A 17,822-nucleotide genomic window follows, 5' to 3' on the forward strand; every position below is an offset into this window, starting at 1 on the left:
GGGGACGTTGCCACCCCGGCACCGCCGGGTCCATCGGTGCACGCTTCGGCACGCGGCGTGCCACCCTCAAACGTCGTGGGCGGTGACCGGGCGGACGTCAGCCCTGCCGAGGGCGCGGGGCATGACGGGGACGCGGGCGGCGGCGAGGACGGGGCCGGACAGGCAGCCGGCGGCCGCACGCCGAGTTCCAGGCGGCGCTGGCCGTGGGTCGTGCTGGTGCTGCTCGCCCTCGCGGTCGGGGCCGGCGGCGGGTGGGTGGCTCGGGACGTCACGGAACCGGCCGAAGCGCCTCCGACCCTGCCGCCCGTGGTGGCGACGCCGGCGCCGGGCGTGCCGTGCCCCGCGGCCGCGGACGCGGGAGCCGCGATCCGCGCCCAGATCGACCGGGCCGTGGGCGCCCTCCGGGACTTCGACCCGCGGACCCTGCAGGACGTGCTCGACGAGCTGCAGCGGCAGCAGGCCCGGCTGGAGGCGGCGGTGGCCGCCTGCCGCGCCGTCGCGCCGCGGTGAGCGGGCCGTCAGCCGATCGTCAGGCGCCCGCACGCTCGACGCGGGGCCACCTACGGGAACGCCTGGGCGCACGGCCGTGCCGGCGGCCCGAGAGCGAGCGGGAGGACGACATCATGGCGCAGGACACGGAGACGAGGAACGCGGAGCTGACCCTGCACCTCGGGAAGGACGAGCTGGTCATCCGCCGGCGCTACGAAGCGCTGAGCATCGTCAACGACATCCTGATCGGTCTGTGGTTCACCGTCGGGAGCATCCTGTTCTTCTTCGAGTCGACCACCACCACGGGCACGTGGTTCTTCGTGATCGGCAGTGTCGAGCTCCTGATCCGGCCGATGATCCGGATGACACGCATCATCCATCTGGGCCGGCCGCCCGGGGGCGTCGGCGGCGGTGGCACGCCACGGGAGTCCGACCAGGACTTCTGACGCGCGACGGGCGTCCGGGCCGGTCGCAAGGCCGACGCAAGATTGTGGGGACGGGCGGCCGGGGCAGCCATCGGTGACCGGTTGATGGATCAGCCGGGAGTGGGCGTCGAGTACGGACGCGGCGGGGCCCGGAGCCCCGCCGAGCGGTCCGCGGCCCGCCACCGGGGCCCATCACACGGAGCCCCGGACACCACCGAGACCCGTCTCGTGGAGGTACTCCCTCATGACCACCTTCGATCAGTCGCACGGCGCGACGGCGGCGCCCACGCAGGATCGTGCCGCCGTCTCGGAGGAGCGCAGGACCCACTCGGAGGAGCGCACGACCCGCTGGGGCCCGGCGTGGGTCGGCGCCGTGGTCGCGCTGCCCGTCTACGTCGTGCTGCAGATGCTGTTCATCGCGTTCGGGTGGATCGCGCTCGGGGTCGACGGCGCGGGCGCCGGCGTGGCGGCGAGCATCGTCAGCGCCGTGCTGGCCATCATCGCCCTGTTCGTGGGCGGCCTCGCGGGCGGCACGGCCTCGTCCTGGCGCGGGTCGTCGCCCAGCACCGCACTGCAGGGCGCGATGACCTGGGCGCTGAGCGCCGTGGGCCTGCTGCTCCTCGGCCTGCTCGGCGGCGGTGCGCTCGCCGGCAGCCTGGGTGGGCTCACCCAGCTCGTCGTCGCGACCGGCCCGCAGCAGTTCGCCGGTAACCCGGCCGTGATCGCCCAGGCGATCCAGGCCGTCCAGAACGCGGCCGGCTGGTCCGCGCTGTGGCTCGGCGTCGCGTTCGTCGCGGCCGTCCTCGGGACCGGGGTCGGGGCGTCCATGACCAAGGGCACCCGGGAGGCGTCCGGCGGCAACCGCCGCTGAGCTCCTGCTGCGGCCCTCCGGAGACCCTCCTCCTGAGAACCTGGAGCCTCGCTCCGAGGGACGAACGGCGCCCTCGCTGCCCCCGGGCAGCGGGGGCGCCGTCGTCGTCACAGCGGGGTGCGCGGGATGTCCGCGCCGCGGTCGCGGAGCTCGCGGAGTGTCTCGGCGGCGAGGTAGAGCGACAGCGTGAGCAGGTAGAGCCAGACGAGCAGGATCAGCCCACCGCCGAGTGCGCCGAGACCGGCCGCGAGGCGGGCGACGACCGCCACGTAGAGCGGGAACACGGCGCTCGCGGCCACCCAGCACCCGACGGCCCCGGCTGCGGCGATCACGGTCACCCGCCAGGCCCCCCGGCCGATCCGCATCCCCACGCGCAGCACGAGCACCGCCCAGCCGACGAGGGCGAGGAGGACGATCGGCCAGCGCAGGAAGCGCCACACCACGTGGCCGGCGGGCACGTCGAGCACCAGGAGCGGGTCCTGCACCGCGGCCGCCGTGACGGTGGCCCCGCCGAGCAGCAGCAGGACCCCGAGCGCGGCGGCGGCGCGCCAGGTCCGGGGCGGGCGCCCGGCGATCGTGGCGAGGGCGTGCAGCACCGAGCGCAGCGCCCGCACGAGCAGGAGCAGCGCGGCGGCGGTGCCGAGGGTCAGGACGCCCGGGGTGCTGCTGGTCAGCAGCGTCTCGGCGGCGTCGGCGGCCGCGGTGCCCCGTGTCGTGAGCACGACCCGCAGGAGCCGGGTCATCCCGCCGGCGGCGGCCACGTCGGCGTCCGCGCCCAGCGCCGGCCCGGCCGCGCGGACGATCGCGACGACCGTGAGCAGGGCGGGGAAGACGGCCAGGGCCGCGAAGAACGCCGACTCCGCCGCCAGGGCGGGGAGCCGGTGCCGTGAGGCCGCGGCCAGGACCCGCCCCACGCGCGTACGCGGCTGTCGCCGACGGAACAGGGCCATGCCCACCCTTCCCCGGCGGGGCGGCCGGCTCAGTCCTCGTCCTGGTCCCCGTCATCATCGGCGGTGGCCCCGGACCCGCGGTGCAGCGGGGTCATGAGATCGAACCAGGTCTCGGCGGGGGCCGAGCCGCCGGTGAGGTCGCCGTCGGAACAGGTGCGCACCGGGTCAACGCAGACCGGCGCGGGCTCGTCGAGCGAGAAGGCCATGACGGCACCGGCGTAGCGGTCGGTGGCACCGACGAACGCCGCCGACGTCGAGCGCTGGGTGGTGCCGGTCTTGCCGATCATGGACCGGCCCCACCCGGCGTCGTCGGCGGCGTCCTCGGCGGTGCCGTCGACGTGGTCCTCCGACAACCCCTCCCGCAGCTGGCTCGCGACCCCGGGTGACACCGCCCGCTCGCAGGCCGGCGTCGGCGGGGTGACGTCCCGGCCCGCGCGGTCGGTCACCTGCGTCACGAGCGTGGTGGGGCACCAGGTGCCGCCGGCGGTGATCGTGGCGGCGACGTTCGCGAGGTCGAGCGGGCTCGTCGGGTCGGGCCCGAGCGTGAACGACGCCTGCTCGGCGTCGCGCACCCATTCGCTCCGGGGCCGGCCGTCCGGAGCGGGAGCCGCGAGCGTCGCGCGCAGACCGAGGCGGCGGGCCACGTCGACGACGGGATCCACGGAGCCCAGGCGGTCGAGGAGGGCCACGAACGGGGTGTTGGGCGACTCCGCGAGCGCCCGCTGCAGGGTCATCTCGTCGTCGGCCGATCCGAGGTTCTCGACGGTGTAGTCCTCACCCGCGTCGTCGAAGGCGGTCGACGTGTAGCTGTCGGGCACGTCGAGCTCGCTGTCCAGCGTCACCAGCCCCTGCTCGAGCGCCGCGGCCGCCGTGAAGATCTTGTAGACCGATCCGGCGCCGCGCAGGGGAGCGGTCGTGATCGGCAGCAGCGTCTCGCCCGCCGCGGCGTCGGCCCCATGGGTCCGGTTCGCGGCCAGGGCGAGTACCGGCCGGCGGTCGCTCTCCGGCGCCACCACGGCGACCGCCTCCGCAACCCCGCTGTCCTCGTCCACCGCGTCCTCCGCGGCCTCGCGCGCCCGGGCCGTGACCCGCGGATCCAGGGTCGTCCGAATGGTGTAGCCCCCGGCGGCGACGTCGAGCCCGGCGGCCGCGAGGCGGTCGACGACCTCTTGACAGAAGAAGCCCGTGCCCTGACGCGCCGCGGCGCACCCACCGTCGGGCACCGCGGGGTCGGGCACCACCCCCAGCGGGGCCGCGCGCGCGGCCTCCGCCTCCGCGGGGGTGAGCGAACCGACCTCGGTCATCGCGGCCAGGACCTGGTCGCGCCGGGCCCGCGCGGCCTCGGGTTCGTCGATCGGGTCGTAGTTCCCCGGGGCGCGCACCATGCCGGCCAGCAGCGCCGCCTGCGGCACGGTGAGCGCATCGGCGGTGGTGCCGAACCACGTCCGTGCCGCGGCCTCGACGCCGTACGCCCCCCGGCCGAAGTAGACCAGGTCGAGATAGCGGGCGAGGATCGCGTCCTTGCCGAGACGGTCCTCGACCCGCTGCGCCAGGCGGACCTCGGTCAGCTTGCGGCCCAGCGTGTCGGCGGTGGCGGCCCGCCGTTCCTGCGGGGTGTCGGCGAGGACGTACAGCCGCTGGTTCTTGACGTACTGCATGGTGATCGTCGAGGCGCCCTGACCCTCCAACGGCGTGCCCTGTGACGCGTTGCTGGCGACGGCGCGGGCGAGCCCACGCGGGTCGACGCCGTCGTGCTCGTAGAACCGGCGGTCCTCGATGGCCACGATCGCGTCCTTCATCGCGTCGGCGATCCCCTCCGGCCCGACGGGCAGGCGGTAGCGGCGGTAGAGCAGGGCCATCGGCTCACCGGTCGCGTCGGTCATGACCGTGGCGGCCGCGGGCCGCGCGTCGAGGATGTCGGCGCCCGCGGCACCGGCGCTCGTGGTCGCGCGCGTCATCAGGGTCCCGGCGCCGACGGCGATCGGCGCCAGGAAGGCGGCGACGAGCGCGCCCGCCACGGCGGTCGCGGCGAGGGCACGGAGCAGCAGGGGGAGGAGGCCGGCGCCGGAGTGGTCGGAATCCTCGGCGTCGGGTCTGCCCATGTCTCCAACCGACCACGGTTCTGCCCAGAAGGTGCGCCCGCCGGGCTGACGATCGCCTGACGATGGCCCCATGGCGTGTCCGCGCTCGCGCCGGGGTGGGCACGCCTCCACCGTGCGCCGTTACGTCCTGCCCCTGGTCCTGGTGGCCCTCGGTCTGCTCAGCGCCTGCTCGTACGGCGTGGAGGCCGCGCCGCCGCAGCCCCGGCCCCTGGGTCCCGAGAACCCGTCCGGCAACCCGACGCCCGAGACGTGGCTCGCCCAGGTGTGCACCGCACTGACCCCCGCGGTGCGGTCGACGACACCCGTGCCCGAGATTCGCCCCGAGGACCTCCTCGGCTCGCGCCAGCAGATGATCGTCTACCTCGACATGCGGGTCACCGCGTTCGACGCGGCCGCGGACGGGATCAACCGGGCCGGGCCGCCGCCGGTCGAGGCCGGTCAGATGGTGACCGAGCCCGTGGTGCAGATGCTGCGCGCCCGGTCCGAGGAGCTGGCGAGCCTGCGGGAGGAGCTCCGTGCGGTACCCGAGGTCGACGAGGCGACGCTGCTCGACACCCTGCGGAAGGCACGGGGACGGCTGGTGCTCGGCGGGTCGACCGTCTCCCTGCCCGACCTCTCCCTGCCCCCGTCGCTCACCGCGCAGGCCGCGACCGTGCCGTCGTGCCAGGCGCTGGGGATCGGCGCGCCGCGCTGAGCCGGCTCACGACCCGGCGGAGCCCGGTGGCGGGGGCGCGGGCGACGGGGTGGGACCCCGCGGCGCGGGCTCCTGGGTGACCGAGGGCGGCCGCACGACCGGGATGGTCGGTGGTATCGGTTCGGGATCGCTCTCGGGATGGACGCCGCATCCCGTCACCGCGAGCGCGAGACCCACGGCGGCCGCCGCCCGTGTGCTCCGGCGGATCACAACGCCACCTCCGGCAGTGCCACGACGAACCGTGCGCCCCCTCCGGGACGGTCCTCGACCCACACCCGCCCGCCGATCCCGTGGACGTGCTGGGCGACCAGGGCGAGCCCGAGCCCGGTGCCGCCGGTGTAGCTCCCGTCGCGCACCGTACGGACACCGCGGGTGAAGCGCTCGAAGACGCGTTCGCGCAGCTCGACGGGCACCCCCGGGCCGGCGTCGTCGACCTCGATCGCGGCCATCCCGTCGCGGCGCACCACGGCGAGGCGGACCACCCCACCGGCATGGTGGTGGGCGTTCTCGCACAGGTTCGCCAGCACCTGGTCGAGGCGTCGACGGTCCGCGGTGACCAGCGGCGCGGGCTCCGCGACGTCGACGACCGCGTCGGGCACGAGCGACGCGGGCACGTTCTCGACCACCACCGCCAGGTCCACGGGCGCGAGGTCGTGGCCCTCCGGGACCTGGATTCCGCGGGAGATCTCCAGCAGGTCCTCCACCATGCGGTGGAAGCGCTGGACGTCCGCGATGAGCAGGTCCACGGCCCGGCGGGCCGCGTCGGGGAGGTCGTCGCGACGGCGGCGGAGCACCTCGGCGGCGTTGATCATGGTGGTCAACGGGGTGCGGAGCTCGTGGCTGACGTCGCCCGCGAACCGCGCGTCGCGCCGGACCCGTTCCTCGAGGGCGTCGGCGGTGGCGTTGAAGCGCTCCGCGAGCGGCGCGAGGTCGGCCTCGCGCCGCACCGGGAGGCGGGCGGAGAGGTCGCCCTCGGCCATCCGACCCGCAGCGCCGGTGAGTTCGGACAGAGGCTGCAGCGCCCGCCGCGCGGTCCACCACCCGAGCAGGGTGCCGAGCAACCCGGCGAACACCGTCCCCGTGACCAGGACGCCGGACAGGAAGCGCAGGGTCCGATCCAGCTCGGTGAGCGGCGCGAGTCGGACGAACAGGTCGCCGTCGGGCGTCACGGGGACGGCGACCGCGAGCACGGGGAGGCCGTCGATCTCCAGACGCTGGCGGGCCGGTGCTGCGGCGAGCAGGGCGGGGGGCACGTCGTCGACGTCGACCTCGCGGCCCGCGGTGATCCACCGTCCTCCGCTGCGCAGGAGCACGCTCGTCTCCGGCCGCCCGGTCAGCCCCACGAGGAGGGTGGGGAGCTCGTCCGACGTCCGCCGCAGGTTCTCGGCGACGAGCCGGGCGTCGACCACGGCCTGGTTCGTCGCCCCGCGTTCGCGCTGGTCGAGCATGTAGCCGGACGCGAGCTGCCAGGTGGTGACGGACAGGAGCGCCGCGACGGCGGTGGTGACGAGACCGAAGGCGAGCGCGACCCGCCAGCGCAGCGTCACCGACTCCCAACGGCGGCGCAGGCTGCTCACGGTCCGGTGCGATACCCCGAACCGCGGACGGTCAACACCAGGCGCGGGTCGTCGGGGTCGGGCTCGATCTTGCGCCGGAGCCGACGGATGTGGACGTCGAGCAGGCGGGTGTCGCCGAAGTAGTCGTAGCCCCAGACGCGTTGCAGCAGCTGCTCGCGGGTGACGACGTCACCCCGGGCCGACGCCAGCTCCACCAGCAGGCGGAACTCGGTGTGGGTGAGGTGCAGCGGCCGCCCGTCGCGCTCGACCTCCTCGCGTCCGGTGTTGATGACCAGGTCGCCCAACCGCACCTCGGGCGTCGCCGGCGCGTCGTCCGCCGGGGCGGGGCGGCGACGGCGCAACAGGGCGCGGATCCGGGCGCTCAGCTCCCCGGCCACGAGGGGCTTGGTGACGTAGTCGTCCGCGCCGGCCTCGAGCCCGGCGATGACGTCGGCGGTGTCGGAGCGGGCGGTGGCGATGATGATCGGGAGGTCGCCCCGGGACCGCAGCGTCGAGCACACCTCGATCCCGTCGATCCCCGGCAGCATCAGGTCGAGCAGCACCACGTCGAGGTCGGGATCGACGACCTCGAGCGCCTCCTCGCCGGTGGCGGTCTCGACGACGTCGTAGCCCTCGTCGGCCAGCGCGAGCCCCAGGGCCTGACGAATACGCTCGTCGTCCTCGACGAGCAGGACACGCGTGCCCATCTCAGGCCTCCCGCCGGCTCGGTGAGATGACGCTACCCGGACCCGTCGCGGGGAGCGGTCCGATGGAGCAGCGTCGACGTCCTCGTCAGAAGATCGTCAGGTCCGGGTCGTCTCAGTCGGGGTGCCCCGCGCGGTCGAGGGCGCGCATCGCCAGCCCGGCGTGGAAGGCGAACTCGTCGGACAACAGGGTCGCGCGGTGCGCGTCGTGCGCGAGACGGGACGCGTGGACCCGGGCCGCCGGATCGTCGTGCCGCGCCGACAGCTCCGCCGCCAGCAGGCCGGTCAGCACCCGCACGTCCTCGATCAGGGCCTTGCGCCGGGCCGGCAGCGGGGCGTCGGGTGCCGCGGTCACCTCGCCGCCGAGGTGGTCGCGGGCCACGAGCGCCCGCGCGGCGGCCTCCTGGGCGCTCACCCCGGTGTGCGGACAGACGATCTCCGAGAAGTCCACCCGTGCGCTCAGGCCTCGCGTCCGGCCGTCCGTCGCCGCTCACGACTCCTGCCGAGCAGCAGCGGGAGGACGGTGAAGGTGAACGCGACGAGCCCGAGGATCAGCATCAGCCAGTCGGGGTCGTCGGTCTCGACGAGGGCGGCGAGACCGATCGAGACGATCAGGAGGGAAGCGAGCGCGGCGACCGACAGGCTCGCACTCCGCACGGTTTCCGACATGACCTCGACGATAGGAATCGGCGGCGTCGACGGGGGGCGCGCTCGGCGTTCGTCAGACCATCGTCAGGTGCGTCTCCGCCGGTCACGGTGTCGTGGTGCCCGCGGTGCACACGACGTCGCGCCCCGGGACGTCGCCGGTGTTCTCGACCAGGATGCGGCCGTTGAGCGCGATGCGGCAGGTGACCCGCGAGTTCGGCGGCAGGTCGACCACGGAGACCGACATCTTCGGTGACACCGTCCCGGGCGCGGGCAGGCGGGCGCTGAAGGGCAGGCCGGTGAACGTGCGCGCGCTCGTGCTCAGGAGGTCCCCGACGAGGACGTAGGACCCGAACGCAGCCCCGTCCGTCCCCTCCGCCGAGAACTCGACCATGTCGAGCGGCTCCGTGGGCGCCGACGGTCCGGCGCACCCGCTGAGCGACAGCACCGCCGCCGCCACCGGAGCGAGGGCGATCATCCCTCGGTGACGGGGCCGCGTCCCCGGCGACGTCCCCTGCGACGTGTCCACGGTCCCTCCCGGCGCTCGACGGCGGGCCGCCACCCCGGTACCGCGCCCCGCGCCGCCGTAGTGCCCGGTCCACGTGCACACGCGCCGATCACCGCGACTTCGTCAGCGGAACGTCAGGTGTGCACCAGCAGAGCGTTCTCAGGGTCCCGTCAGCTCGGACCGATAACGTCGCCCGCGGTGTGCCGGGAAGTCTGGTCGGCGTGGTCCTGTCCCCGAACGAGAGGTCACCTGTGGCCGCCACGCCCTCTGCTCGCGATGCGTCACGCCCGCACACCACCACGTCCCGCGGGACCGACCCGAGCGGCGCGGGACGCCCCTCATCGGAGGATCGTCGCTCGAGGCTGCGTCGCTTCCTGTCCGGTGACGCCGCCGGTGGCGTGGCCCTCGTCCTCGCCGCCCTCGTCGCCCTCGTCTGGGCCAACAGCCCGTGGCAGGCGTCCTACGGGTCCTTCTGGGGCTTCGAGCTGATGCTCGGTATCGACGCGTTCTCCGTCACCGAGGACCTGCAGCACTGGGTCAACGACGGCCTCATGGTGATCTTCTTCTTCGTCGTCGGCCTCGAGATCAAGCGCGAGTTGGTGCGCGGCGAGCTGCGCGATCCGCGGGCGTCGGCGCTGCCGGCGGTCGCCGCGGTCGGTGGGGTGCTGGTGCCCGCGCTGCTCTTCCTGGCCTTCACCGCGGGGACCGAGGGCGCCGCGGGGTGGGGCATCCCGATGGCGACCGACATCGCGTTCGCGGTCGGGGTCCTGGCGCTGCTGGGTTCGCGGGTGCCCGCGGGGGCCAAGCTCCTGTTGCTGACGGTCGCCATCGTCGACGACATCATCGCCATCACCGTGATCGCGATCTTCTACAGCGACTCGATCTCGGCTCTGTGGCTGGCCGCCGCCGTCCTCGGTCTCGGCCTGGTGGTGCTGATGCGACGGCTGGGGATCACGGCGATCTGGGCCTACGTGCCGGTCGGGCTCGTCGTCTGGCTCTGCACGCTGGAGTCCGGGGTGCACGCCACCATCGCCGGCGTCGCCCTGGCCCTGCTGACCCCGGCCGGGCGGGTCGGCGGACGCCCGGTGCTCGACACCCTGGAGCACCGCCTGTCCCCGATCTCGGCGTTCGCCGTGGTGCCGCTGTTCGCGATCGCCAACGCCGGCGTGGTCCTCGCCGGCGACACGCTGCAGGCCGCGGCGACGAGCCCGGTCGCCCTGGGCATCGCGGTCGGGCTCGTCGTCGGCAAGGTCGTCGGGGTGTCGGGGGGTATCGCGCTGATGGTGCGCACCGGTTGGGGACACCTGCCCGAGGGGGTCACCACCCGGCACGCCGTCGGCGTCGCGGCGCTGGCGGGCATCGGCTTCACCGTGTCCCTGTTCATCGCCGAGCTCGCCTACGCCGACCCGGCACTCGTCGAGACCGCCAAGATCGGCATCTTCGCCGGGTCGCTCCTGGCCGGGCTGGTCGGCGCCGCCGTCCTGGGCCTACGGCGACGCCGCCGGGGTGGTGGCGCGGACGGGCCGTCCGCCGGTCCGGGACCCGGAGCGGTCAGCGGTTCGCCTGCATGAGGCGGACGTACTCCAGGTGGCGTTCGTACTGGTCGAGGATGTCGTCGATCAGCTGCCCGTGCGTGTAGCCCATGACGTCGTAGTCCTGACCACCGTCCTGGAGGTGCACCTCGAGCCGGGTGTAGGTGAGGTCGCCCTCCGGGACGGCCCTGCCGTAGACGGGCACCGGGACCTGGTGCGGCCGGAGCTGGTAGGAGAACGGGTGTTCACCGTCGGCGTCGGCGGCCAGCTCGACGACCCTCGTGCCGTCCTCGTCCCGGCCGTCGCGGGTCTCGGCCTCCACCCCCCGCTCGCGCAGGTGGGTGGCCACCTCCTCCACGGCCGGGACCGCCGTCTCGTCGAGGAACTCCTGCGCGCGCTCCGGGCCGGGGAACGACAACGCCCGGTCCAACCGTTGGCGCCACCCCTCGTGGTGGGGGTGGCCGTTGCCGGCCGCACGGCCGGAGATCGAGGATCGCATCGCCCACTCCTGGCTGGCCGCCAGCAGGGCCTCCACCCGCAGTGCCTTCCACAGGCCGTACATCACCAGGATGATCACGAAGGCGAACGGCAGGCCCATGATGATCGTCGCGTTCTGGAGCGCGGGCACGCCGCCGACGGCCAGCATCCCCACGGTCAGGAGACCGGTGGCCACGGCCCAGAAGATGCGCACCCACCGCGCGCCGTCGGTCTGCGGCGTCGGGAGGTGGGAGCTCAGGTTGGCCATCACCAGCGCGGCCGAGTCCGCGGACGTCACGTAGAACAGCAGGCCGACGAAGGTGGCGAGGCCGGCGATGAACGGGACCCACGGGTACTGGGCGAGGAGCTGATAGAAGCCGGCCGCGTTGTTCTCCATGGTGACTTCGCCGAACGCCACGTCGCCGTTGCGGATGACCTCGATCGCGCTGTTGCCGAAGATCGAGATCCACATGACAATGTACGTGAACGGGATGATCAACGTCCCCGCCACGAACTGGCGGATGGTGCGGCCCCGGGAGATGCGGGCGAGGAACAGCCCGACGAACGACGCCCAGGCGATCCACCACGCCCAGAAGAAGAGCGTCCACGCGCTGAGCCAGTCGACGGGCTGGTCGAAGGCGAAGGTCTCGAGCGTCAGACCCGGGAAGGAGCTGACGAAGTCGCCGACGTTCTGGACGAGCGCGTTGAGCAGGAACACGGTGTTGCCCGTGACGAGCAGGAAGAGGGCCAGCCCGATCGCGAGGAGCACGTTGAGCTGGCTCAGCAGCTTGATGCCGCGGTCGACGCCCGTGACCGCCGACGCCGTGGCGATGATGACCGCGAGGGCCACCAGCCCGATCTGGGCCCCCGTCCCCTCCGGAATCCCGAAGAGGAAGGTGAGCCCGTAGTTGAGCAGCACCACGCCGATCCCGAGCGACGCCGCGACACCGAAGATGGTCCCGAGCACGGCGGCGAGGTCGACGGCGGTGCCGATCCCGCCGTGGATCCGCTTGCCGACGATGGGGTAGAGCGCCGACCGGATCGCCAGGGGGAGGTTGCGGCGGTAGGCGAAGTAGGCCAGCGCCATGCCCATCAGCGCGTAGAGCCCCCACCCGCTGATGCCGTAGTGGAACAGCGTCCACACGGTGGCCTCCTCGGCGGCCTGCAGCGTGCCGCCCTCGCCGCGCGGCGGGGTGAGGTACTGCGTCACCGGCTCCACGACGGCGAAGAACATGAGGTCGGTGCCGATCCCTGCGGCGAACAGCATCGAGGCCCATGCGAAGGTGCTGAACTCGGGGCGCGAGTGCTCGGGCCCGAGCCTGGTCCGTCCGAGACGCGACGCTCCCACGACGATCACGAACACCAGGACCAGCGTGGTCAGCAGGATGTAGAACCAGCCGAACCACTGCGAGGTCCAGCTCACCACCGCACCGATGGTGTCGGCGGCGGACGTGGGCGCGATGATGGCCCAGACCGCGATGGCGAGGGTCACCGCACCGGATCCGAAGAACACCACGGGCTTGATCCGCGCGCCGCTCTCCGGCCTCGCCGTCGGCGCGCTGTCCCGGACCTCGGTCACCGTGTCCCCTCTCGTCGCGGCGTCGTCCACGCCTGGAGCCCGTGCGGAGTAGCTTTGCACGTCCTGGGACCGGCGCGAAGAGATCGTTCGCAACATCGCGCGCACAGCAGGCGCGCATCCGTGTCACATCCCGGCTCTCGATCACCCCCTCGTCACCGTGCGTGAGAAGCTGCGGATGTGGTCGAGGTCCGAGACGCCAGGCCGGACGACGCCCGCGGCATCGCCGCCGTGAACGTCCGGTCCTGGCGCGCCGCCTATCGGGACCTCGTGCCCGACGAGGTCCTGGCGGGGCTGTCGGTGCCGGACCGGGAACGGTTCTGGGCGAGCGCGCTCGACACACGGCCGACAAACACCCACATCCTCGTCGCGACCGTCGCCGGCACCGTCGTCGGCTTCGCCGCGACCGGCCCGCCCCTCGTCGGAGAGGACCGTGCGGACCCGACCCTCGGCGACCTCTACGCCCTCTACCTCGACCCCGACCGCTGGCGCCGCGGCATCGGCACCCGCCTCCACGCCGCCGCCCTGGACCGGCTCCGGTCGTGCGGCTACACCCGCGCCGGCCTCTGGGTCCTCGCCACCAACGACCGCGCCCTGCGCTTCTACGAGCGTCACGGATGGATCGACACCGGACGTGACCAGGTCGACCAGGGGCCCGGCGGCGCGCCGCTCCACGAGCGGCGGCTCCAGCGCGATCTCACCGGCGAGTAGGGTCGCTCGCGGTGCGCCGGGAAGTCTGGTCGGCTCTCGTCGTCCCGTTTCCGGGTCCCGGCCCGGGTGAGTCGATCGGGGGCCTCCCGTGCGGATCCTCATCACGACGTTCGGCACCCGTGGCGACGTCCAGCCCTACGTCGCGTTCGCCGGCGCGTTGCGCGCCCGGGGCCACGACGTCACCCTCGCCGTCCCCGAGGGCTTCCGCGACCTGGTCGAGGGCGTCGGTGTCGGCCTGTACCCCGCGGGCTCGCGGATGCTCACGATGGTGCGGGACGTCATGCCCGAGCTCAGCGGACCCCGCGACGCGCTGCGGACGCTGGGCATCATGCGCGCGGCGATGCGCGAACACCTCGAGGACCAGTGGGCCGCGGCGCGGGCGACCGCACCCGACCTGGTCGTCCACCACCCGAAGTGCCTGGCCGGGCCGTCGCTCGCGGAGGCGCTCGGCGTGCCCGGGGTGCTGTCCCTCCCGCTCCCGTTCTACGCACCCACCCGCGCGTTCCCGATCCCGTTCCTGGGCGGCCTGCCGCTGCCGGGGTGGGCCAACCGCGCGTCGTACGCGTTCACGCGGATGGCCACCGTCCTGTACAGCGGCATGATCAACGACCTTCGGCGGGAGATGGGCCTGGGGCGGATCGGGCGGTTCGCCGACCCGCTGCGCGGACCCGACGGGTCGCCGGTCACCGTGCTCCACCCCTACAGCCGCCACGTCGTCCCGGTCCCCGCCGACTACCCGCCCTCGGTGCACGTCACCGGCTACTGGTTCCTCGGGCGCGACGCCGCGTGGCGGCCGGAGGACCGGCTCGTCGACTTCCTGTCCGCGGGCGCCCCGCCGGTCTACGTCGGGTTCGGGTCGATGGGGTTCGGCAGGGGCGCCGACGAGCGGCGCGACGCCGTGCTGCGGGCGCTCGAGGCAAATCGCCTGCGCGGGGTCGTCGCCACCGGGTGGGGCGGGCTCACGGCGGGGGAGTCGCCGTCGGAGGACGTGCTGGTGGTCGACGCCGTGCCGCACGACTGGCTGTTCGACCGGGTCGCCGCCGTCGTCCACCACGGCGGTGCCGGGACGACGGCGGCCGGGTTGCGGGCCGGCAAACCGACCCTGATCTGCCCGTTCCTCGGCGACCAGCCGTTCTGGGGCGCCCGCGTGCGCGCGGTGGGCGCGGGACCCGCCCCGCTCCCCGCCAGGGCGCTCGCGACCGGGTTGACCGCACGTCTCGGGGACCTCGTCCGGACCGAGGAGTACGAGCGCGCCGCTTCCCGTCTGGGGGAGGCGATCCGCGGCGAGGACGGGCCGGGCCGGGGCGTCGAGGTCCTCGAGGGCCTCGTCCCGGTGGCGTAGCCGTCAGCGTGCCGTCAGCGTGCCGTCAGCGTGCCGTCAGCGCCGCCCTCGGCGTGCGCCCCACCAGGTCGCGGCCAGCGGGCCGGCGAGCACGATCAGCGCCAGGACGGCGCCCACCCACACCGAGGGCATGAGCACGATCGCCAGCACGGAGACCACGACGACCTGGATGACGACGACCCGCGTCCGCGGGCCGGGGTCGCGCCGGGGCCGGGCGCCCGCAGGGGCGTCCCGTGGCGGGGCGGAGCCGTCGCGGGCGAGATCGGCCGCGAGCCGGGCGAACACCGCCCGCTCCCGCTCGTCGAGGGGCGGAGCCGGTTCGGGACGGAACGGCTCGGTCGCCATCGTGCACCACCTCGCGGGTCGCGGACGCTCCTCGTCACCGCCGACCAGACTTCCCGGCACACCGGGTCCGAGTGTGCCGGATCACGCTGAGAGGGTGCTGAGGAGAGGCGCAGACGACCGCGAGCGCGCGCCGGCCGAGGTCCGCGACGGCGGACCCGGAGGTCACAGCAGGGCGAGCGCGATGATCAGCGCGACTCCCGCGATGACGAGGACGATCGCGATGACGGCACCGGGTGACCACCCTGAACCATCGGCCAGGCCCTTCTCGTCCCGCCGGGTGCGGGGGCCCTGCCGGTGCGGGTGCCGGCTGCGGTCGTGCTCCGCGGCCCGTTCGTCCGGAGGACCGTCGTCGGGTGCACTGCTCATCCCGCAGCGTTCCCGGTGGGCGAGGCGTCGCAACCCCGACGCCGTCGCGCCTCAGCGTGGCCGCGGCACGGTGGCGTCGGCGGCGCCGCGCCGGACCTGCGCGGCCGTCTCCTCGACCACCGCGCCGGTCTCCGCCACGGTCTCGGCGGGGAAGGGCACGGGCAGCGTCCGCAGCTGCTGGAGGCCCGCCATCCCGGCCGCGGCGGCCCCGCCGCCGTAGACGACGGTGGCCAGGAGCGCGGCGCCCGACGGGGGGAGCCACCGTTCGAGCAGGCGCAGGCTGGCGCGGTACGCCGAGGCGGAGGCGGCGAGCCCGAGCACCCCGGCGCCGCCCAGCAACCCGAGGGCCGGGGCCGTGGCCTTGAGCTTGTCCCACGTCTCCCGCTGCGCGCTCGCGATCTCGCCGCGGACGAGGATCCGCGTCTGCTCCGAGAGGTCCGTCAACGCCCCGGCGATCCCGGCCTGGGGTGACTGCTGCTGTTCGGTCATGCGAGGGCCTACCCGGCGGGCCGGTCCGGGCGAACCGCTGCGGCGGGGTCCCGGCGCCTACTCGCCGACCGACGCGCGCTTCAGCACGCTGGCGGCGCCCTCCAGGTAGGCCTCGCGGTAGGCCGGAGGAATCCACGCCGCGGTCTGGAAGACCGTCAACGTCGCGTCGTCGGGGGCGCCGTCCGGCTCCGAGCCGGCGCGGGCGCGCGCGTCCCGTTCGCCCTGGGCCCGTGCGTCGTCCGAGGTGACCGCCATGACGGCAGACTGCACGCCTCGCACCCGGTAATCCACCTCATCGCGAGCACCGGCCGTCACACGACTGTGGCAGCAAGCGGTTGCGGGCCCCCGCTTCCATCAGCGGGGGAGGAGCGTGTGGAGTGATCCCATGACGATGTCGTGGTGCTCCCCGCCCGCTCCGCTCGCCGCGCCGCTGTCCGGGCCCGCCGCGTGAGGGGCGCGGAGGCCCTGGTCGGCTCGCTGGTCGGGGCGGGCGTCGACGTGTGCTTCATGAACCCCGGCACCTCGGAGATGCACTTCGTGCAGGCGCTGGACGCGGTCCCGGAGATGCGCGGCGTGCTGGCCCTGTTCGAGGGGGTCGCGACCGGCGCCGCCGACGCCTACGCCCGCGTCGCCGGGCGGCCCGCGGCCGTGCTGCTGCACCTCGGGCCGGGACTGGGCAACGGGATCGCGAACCTGCACAACGCCCGGCGGGCCGGGACCCCGCTGCTGTGCGTCGTCGGGGCGCACGCCACCGACCACGTGCGCCACGACGCGCCGCTCGAGTCCGACATCTCCGCGCTGGCGCGGACGGTGTCGGGCTGGGTGCACGTCTGCGGCGACGTGCGCGACGTCGCCGACGACGCGGTCCGCGCGGTGGCGGCCACCTCGGAGCGCGGCGGGCAGCTCGCGACCCTGGTCCTGCCGGCGGACGTGTCGTGGTCCGAGGGCGCCGCTCCCGCCCCCGCGCTGCCGGCCGCGGCACCGTTCCCGCCGGCGCCGTCCCGGGTGGCCGCCGCCGCGGCGGCGGTGCGCGAGCCCGGCGCGGTGATCCTGCTGGGTGGGCCGGCCCTGACCGCCGAGGCGATGGACGCCGCGGGTCGGGTCGCCGCCGCGACCGGGTCCCGGCTGCTGGTGGAGACGTTCCCGCGCCGCTGGGACACCGGCGCCGGGCGCCCCCGGGTGGACAAGCTGGCCTACTTCGCCGAGGAGGCGCTCGCGCAGCTCGAGGGGGCGTCGTCGCTGGTGCTGGCCGGGGCCCGGTCACCGGTGTCGTTCTTCGGCTATCCCGGGGTCCCGGGTGACCTCGTGCCCGAGGGCGCCGCGGTGGTCGGTCTGGCCGACGCGGCGTCGGACGCAGCCGGCGCGCTGGAGGCGCTGGCGGCCGAGGTGGCGCCGGACGCGACGGCGGAGCCGGCACCGTGGGACGCGCCGACCCCCGCCCCCGGGCGGCTGGACGTGCGGTCGCTGTGCGCAGCGGTGGCGGCGACACTGCCCGAGGACGCGATCGTGGTCGACGAGTCGCTGACGGCCGCGGCCGTGCTCGCCCCGGCCCTGCAGACGGCGGCGCCGCACACGCAGCTCGCGCTGACCGGCGGGGCGATCGGGCAGGGACCGCCCGCGGCGCTGGGCGCGGCGGTCGCGGCCCCGAAGCGCCCGGTCGTCGCGGTACAGGCGGACGGCAGCGCGCTGTACACGCTGCAGGCGCTGTGGACCCAGGCCCGCGAACAGCTCGACGTGACGACCGTGCTGATCAACAACTCCGCGTACGCGATCCTGCGGGTCGAGCTGGCCCGCACCGGCGCGGGGGAGGCGGCCCACTCGGGACGCGCCGGGCGGATGCTCACGCTGACCGACCCCACACCGGACTTCGTGTCCCTGGCGACCGGGTACGGCGTGCCGGCCCGGCGGGTGGAGACGACCGAGGACCTGCTCGCAGCGCTGAAGTGGGCGCAGGGCGAGCCGGGCCCACACCTCATCGAGGCGATCGTCCCGGCGTTGGGGTAGGCGGCCGACGTTCCCCCGCGCGTGGCAGCGCGCGCC

Annotated in this window: 20 protein-coding genes; 8 read left to right on the top strand and 12 right to left on the bottom strand. The window is 74.6% G+C overall.

Features of this window, described 5'->3' with window-relative positions:
• Nucleotides 1–75: 75 nt before the first annotated feature.
• From C8D89_RS20145 to C8D89_RS20155, 3 genes are all read left to right on the top strand, one after another.
• Entirely contained in the window at nt 76–510 is a 435-nt protein-coding gene (locus C8D89_RS20145; RefSeq protein ID WP_133251986.1) for a hypothetical protein, read from the top strand.
• 113 nt (nt 511–623) lie between these two features.
• Nucleotides 624–935: a YrhK family protein gene (locus tag C8D89_RS20150; RefSeq protein WP_116709914.1), complete on the top strand. Its 312-nt coding sequence runs from the start codon at nt 624–626 to the stop codon at nt 933–935.
• Between the two features lie 223 nt (nt 936–1,158).
• A complete protein-coding gene (locus tag C8D89_RS20155) occupies nt 1,159–1,785 on the top strand; it encodes a permease (protein ID WP_116709915.1) in 627 nt (208 codons plus the stop codon).
• Nucleotides 1,786–1,892: 107 nt separating this feature from the next.
• Here the strand turns inward: C8D89_RS20155 and C8D89_RS20160 are convergent, their stop codons facing one another.
• Both C8D89_RS20160 and C8D89_RS20165 read right to left on the bottom strand, forming a co-directional pair.
• Nucleotides 1,893–2,735, bottom strand: coding sequence for a YhjD/YihY/BrkB family envelope integrity protein (locus tag C8D89_RS20160; protein ID WP_116709916.1), 843 nt, complete (start codon nt 2,733–2,735; stop codon nt 1,893–1,895).
• Nucleotides 2,736–2,764: 29 nt separating this feature from the next.
• Nucleotides 2,765–4,837 (bottom strand): transglycosylase domain-containing protein, encoded by a 2,073-nt coding sequence (locus C8D89_RS20165; protein ID WP_116709917.1) that lies wholly within the window; start codon nt 4,835–4,837, stop codon nt 2,765–2,767.
• Nucleotides 4,838–4,907: 70 nt separating this feature from the next.
• Between C8D89_RS20165 and C8D89_RS20170 the strand changes: the two genes are divergently transcribed.
• Nucleotides 4,908–5,531, top strand: a complete 624-nt coding sequence (locus C8D89_RS20170; protein WP_116709918.1) for a hypothetical protein — start codon at nt 4,908–4,910, stop codon at nt 5,529–5,531.
• Nucleotides 5,532–5,737: 206 nt separating this feature from the next.
• Here the strand turns inward: C8D89_RS20170 and C8D89_RS20175 are convergent, their stop codons facing one another.
• The 5 genes from C8D89_RS20175 to C8D89_RS20195 form a co-directional block, all read right to left on the bottom strand.
• Nucleotides 5,738–7,108 (bottom strand): HAMP domain-containing sensor histidine kinase, encoded by a 1,371-nt coding sequence (locus tag C8D89_RS20175; RefSeq protein ID WP_243418263.1) that lies wholly within the window; start codon nt 7,106–7,108, stop codon nt 5,738–5,740.
• Nucleotides 7,105–7,794, bottom strand: a complete 690-nt coding sequence (locus C8D89_RS20180) for a winged helix-turn-helix domain-containing protein (RefSeq protein ID WP_116709919.1) — start codon at nt 7,792–7,794, stop codon at nt 7,105–7,107. The genes C8D89_RS20175 and C8D89_RS20180 overlap by 4 nt, the downstream gene beginning before the upstream one ends.
• Nucleotides 7,795–7,906: 112 nt before the next feature.
• Nucleotides 7,907–8,242 (bottom strand): hypothetical protein, encoded by a 336-nt coding sequence (locus C8D89_RS20185; RefSeq protein ID WP_116709920.1) that lies wholly within the window; start codon nt 8,240–8,242, stop codon nt 7,907–7,909.
• 8 nt (nt 8,243–8,250) lie between these two features.
• Nucleotides 8,251–8,460 (bottom strand): hypothetical protein, encoded by a 210-nt coding sequence (locus C8D89_RS20190; protein WP_133251987.1) that lies wholly within the window; start codon nt 8,458–8,460, stop codon nt 8,251–8,253.
• Between the two features lie 82 nt (nt 8,461–8,542).
• Nucleotides 8,543–8,965, bottom strand: a complete 423-nt coding sequence (locus C8D89_RS20195) for a hypothetical protein (RefSeq protein WP_133251988.1) — start codon at nt 8,963–8,965, stop codon at nt 8,543–8,545.
• Between the two features lie 353 nt (nt 8,966–9,318).
• On the opposite strand from C8D89_RS20195, the gene nhaA reads away from it, so the two are divergent.
• Entirely contained in the window at nt 9,319–10,515 is a 1,197-nt protein-coding gene (gene nhaA, locus C8D89_RS20200; protein ID WP_423717229.1) for a Na+/H+ antiporter NhaA, read from the top strand.
• On the opposite strand, the gene betT is transcribed toward nhaA, so the two are convergent.
• On the bottom strand, nt 10,496–12,532 hold the full coding sequence (gene betT / locus C8D89_RS20205; RefSeq protein ID WP_243418264.1) for a choline BCCT transporter BetT: 2,037 nt from the start codon (nt 12,530–12,532) through the stop codon (nt 10,496–10,498). The two genes, nhaA and betT, sit on opposite strands and share 20 nt — an antisense overlap.
• 177 nt (nt 12,533–12,709) lie before the next feature.
• Between betT and C8D89_RS20210 the strand changes: the two genes are divergently transcribed.
• Both C8D89_RS20210 and C8D89_RS20215 read left to right on the top strand, forming a co-directional pair.
• Nucleotides 12,710–13,240, top strand: coding sequence for a GNAT family N-acetyltransferase (locus C8D89_RS20210; RefSeq protein ID WP_116709924.1), 531 nt, complete (start codon nt 12,710–12,712; stop codon nt 13,238–13,240).
• Nucleotides 13,241–13,328: 88 nt separating this feature from the next.
• Nucleotides 13,329–14,582 (top strand): glycosyltransferase, encoded by a 1,254-nt coding sequence (locus C8D89_RS20215; RefSeq protein ID WP_116709925.1) that lies wholly within the window; start codon nt 13,329–13,331, stop codon nt 14,580–14,582.
• A 36-nt stretch (nt 14,583–14,618) separates the two neighbouring features.
• On the opposite strand, the gene C8D89_RS20220 is transcribed toward C8D89_RS20215, so the two are convergent.
• The 4 genes from C8D89_RS20220 to C8D89_RS20235 form a co-directional block, all read right to left on the bottom strand.
• Nucleotides 14,619–14,927, bottom strand: coding sequence for a hypothetical protein (locus C8D89_RS20220; protein WP_116709926.1), 309 nt, complete (start codon nt 14,925–14,927; stop codon nt 14,619–14,621).
• Nucleotides 14,928–15,089: 162 nt separating this feature from the next.
• Nucleotides 15,090–15,293, bottom strand: a complete 204-nt coding sequence (locus C8D89_RS20225) for a hypothetical protein (protein ID WP_116709927.1) — start codon at nt 15,291–15,293, stop codon at nt 15,090–15,092.
• 51 nt (nt 15,294–15,344) lie between these two features.
• Nucleotides 15,345–15,782, bottom strand: a complete 438-nt coding sequence (locus C8D89_RS20230; RefSeq protein ID WP_116709928.1) for a phage holin family protein — start codon at nt 15,780–15,782, stop codon at nt 15,345–15,347.
• 57 nt (nt 15,783–15,839) lie between these two features.
• Nucleotides 15,840–16,037, bottom strand: coding sequence for a hypothetical protein (locus C8D89_RS20235; RefSeq protein ID WP_116709929.1), 198 nt, complete (start codon nt 16,035–16,037; stop codon nt 15,840–15,842).
• A 192-nt stretch (nt 16,038–16,229) separates the two neighbouring features.
• On the opposite strand from C8D89_RS20235, the gene C8D89_RS20240 reads away from it, so the two are divergent.
• Nucleotides 16,230–17,786, top strand: coding sequence for an acetolactate synthase large subunit (locus C8D89_RS20240; RefSeq protein WP_116710010.1), 1,557 nt, complete (start codon nt 16,230–16,232; stop codon nt 17,784–17,786).
• The last annotated feature ends 36 nt before the right edge of the window (nt 17,787–17,822 follow it).

This window comes from Actinomycetospora cinnamomea (genome assembly GCF_003096675.1).
Taxonomy (GTDB): domain Bacteria; phylum Actinomycetota; class Actinomycetes; order Mycobacteriales; family Pseudonocardiaceae; genus Actinomycetospora; species Actinomycetospora cinnamomea.

Coding starts and splice junctions, on each gene's coding strand:
- C8D89_RS20150 (WP_116709914.1), top strand. CDS start 624: ATGGCGCAGGACACGGAGACGAGGAACGCGGAGCTGACCCTGCACCTC.
- C8D89_RS20155 (WP_116709915.1), top strand. CDS start 1,159: ATGACCACCTTCGATCAGTCGCACGGCGCGACGGCGGCGCCCACGCAG.
- C8D89_RS20160 (WP_116709916.1), bottom strand. CDS start 2,735: ATGGCCCTGTTCCGTCGGCGACAGCCGCGTACGCGCGTGGGGCGGGTC.
- C8D89_RS20165 (WP_116709917.1), bottom strand. CDS start 4,837: ATGGGCAGACCCGACGCCGAGGATTCCGACCACTCCGGCGCCGGCCTC.
- C8D89_RS20170 (WP_116709918.1), top strand. CDS start 4,908: ATGGCGTGTCCGCGCTCGCGCCGGGGTGGGCACGCCTCCACCGTGCGC.
- C8D89_RS20180 (WP_116709919.1), bottom strand. CDS start 7,794: ATGGGCACGCGTGTCCTGCTCGTCGAGGACGACGAGCGTATTCGTCAG.
- C8D89_RS20190 (WP_133251987.1), bottom strand. CDS start 8,460: ATGTCGGAAACCGTGCGGAGTGCGAGCCTGTCGGTCGCCGCGCTCGCT.
- C8D89_RS20220 (WP_116709926.1), bottom strand. CDS start 14,927: ATGGCGACCGAGCCGTTCCGTCCCGAACCGGCTCCGCCCCTCGACGAG.
- C8D89_RS20225 (WP_116709927.1), bottom strand. CDS start 15,293: ATGAGCAGTGCACCCGACGACGGTCCTCCGGACGAACGGGCCGCGGAG.
- C8D89_RS20230 (WP_116709928.1), bottom strand. CDS start 15,782: ATGACCGAACAGCAGCAGTCACCCCAGGCCGGGATCGCCGGGGCGTTG.
- C8D89_RS20235 (WP_116709929.1), bottom strand. CDS start 16,037: ATGGCGGTCACCTCGGACGACGCACGGGCCCAGGGCGAACGGGACGCG.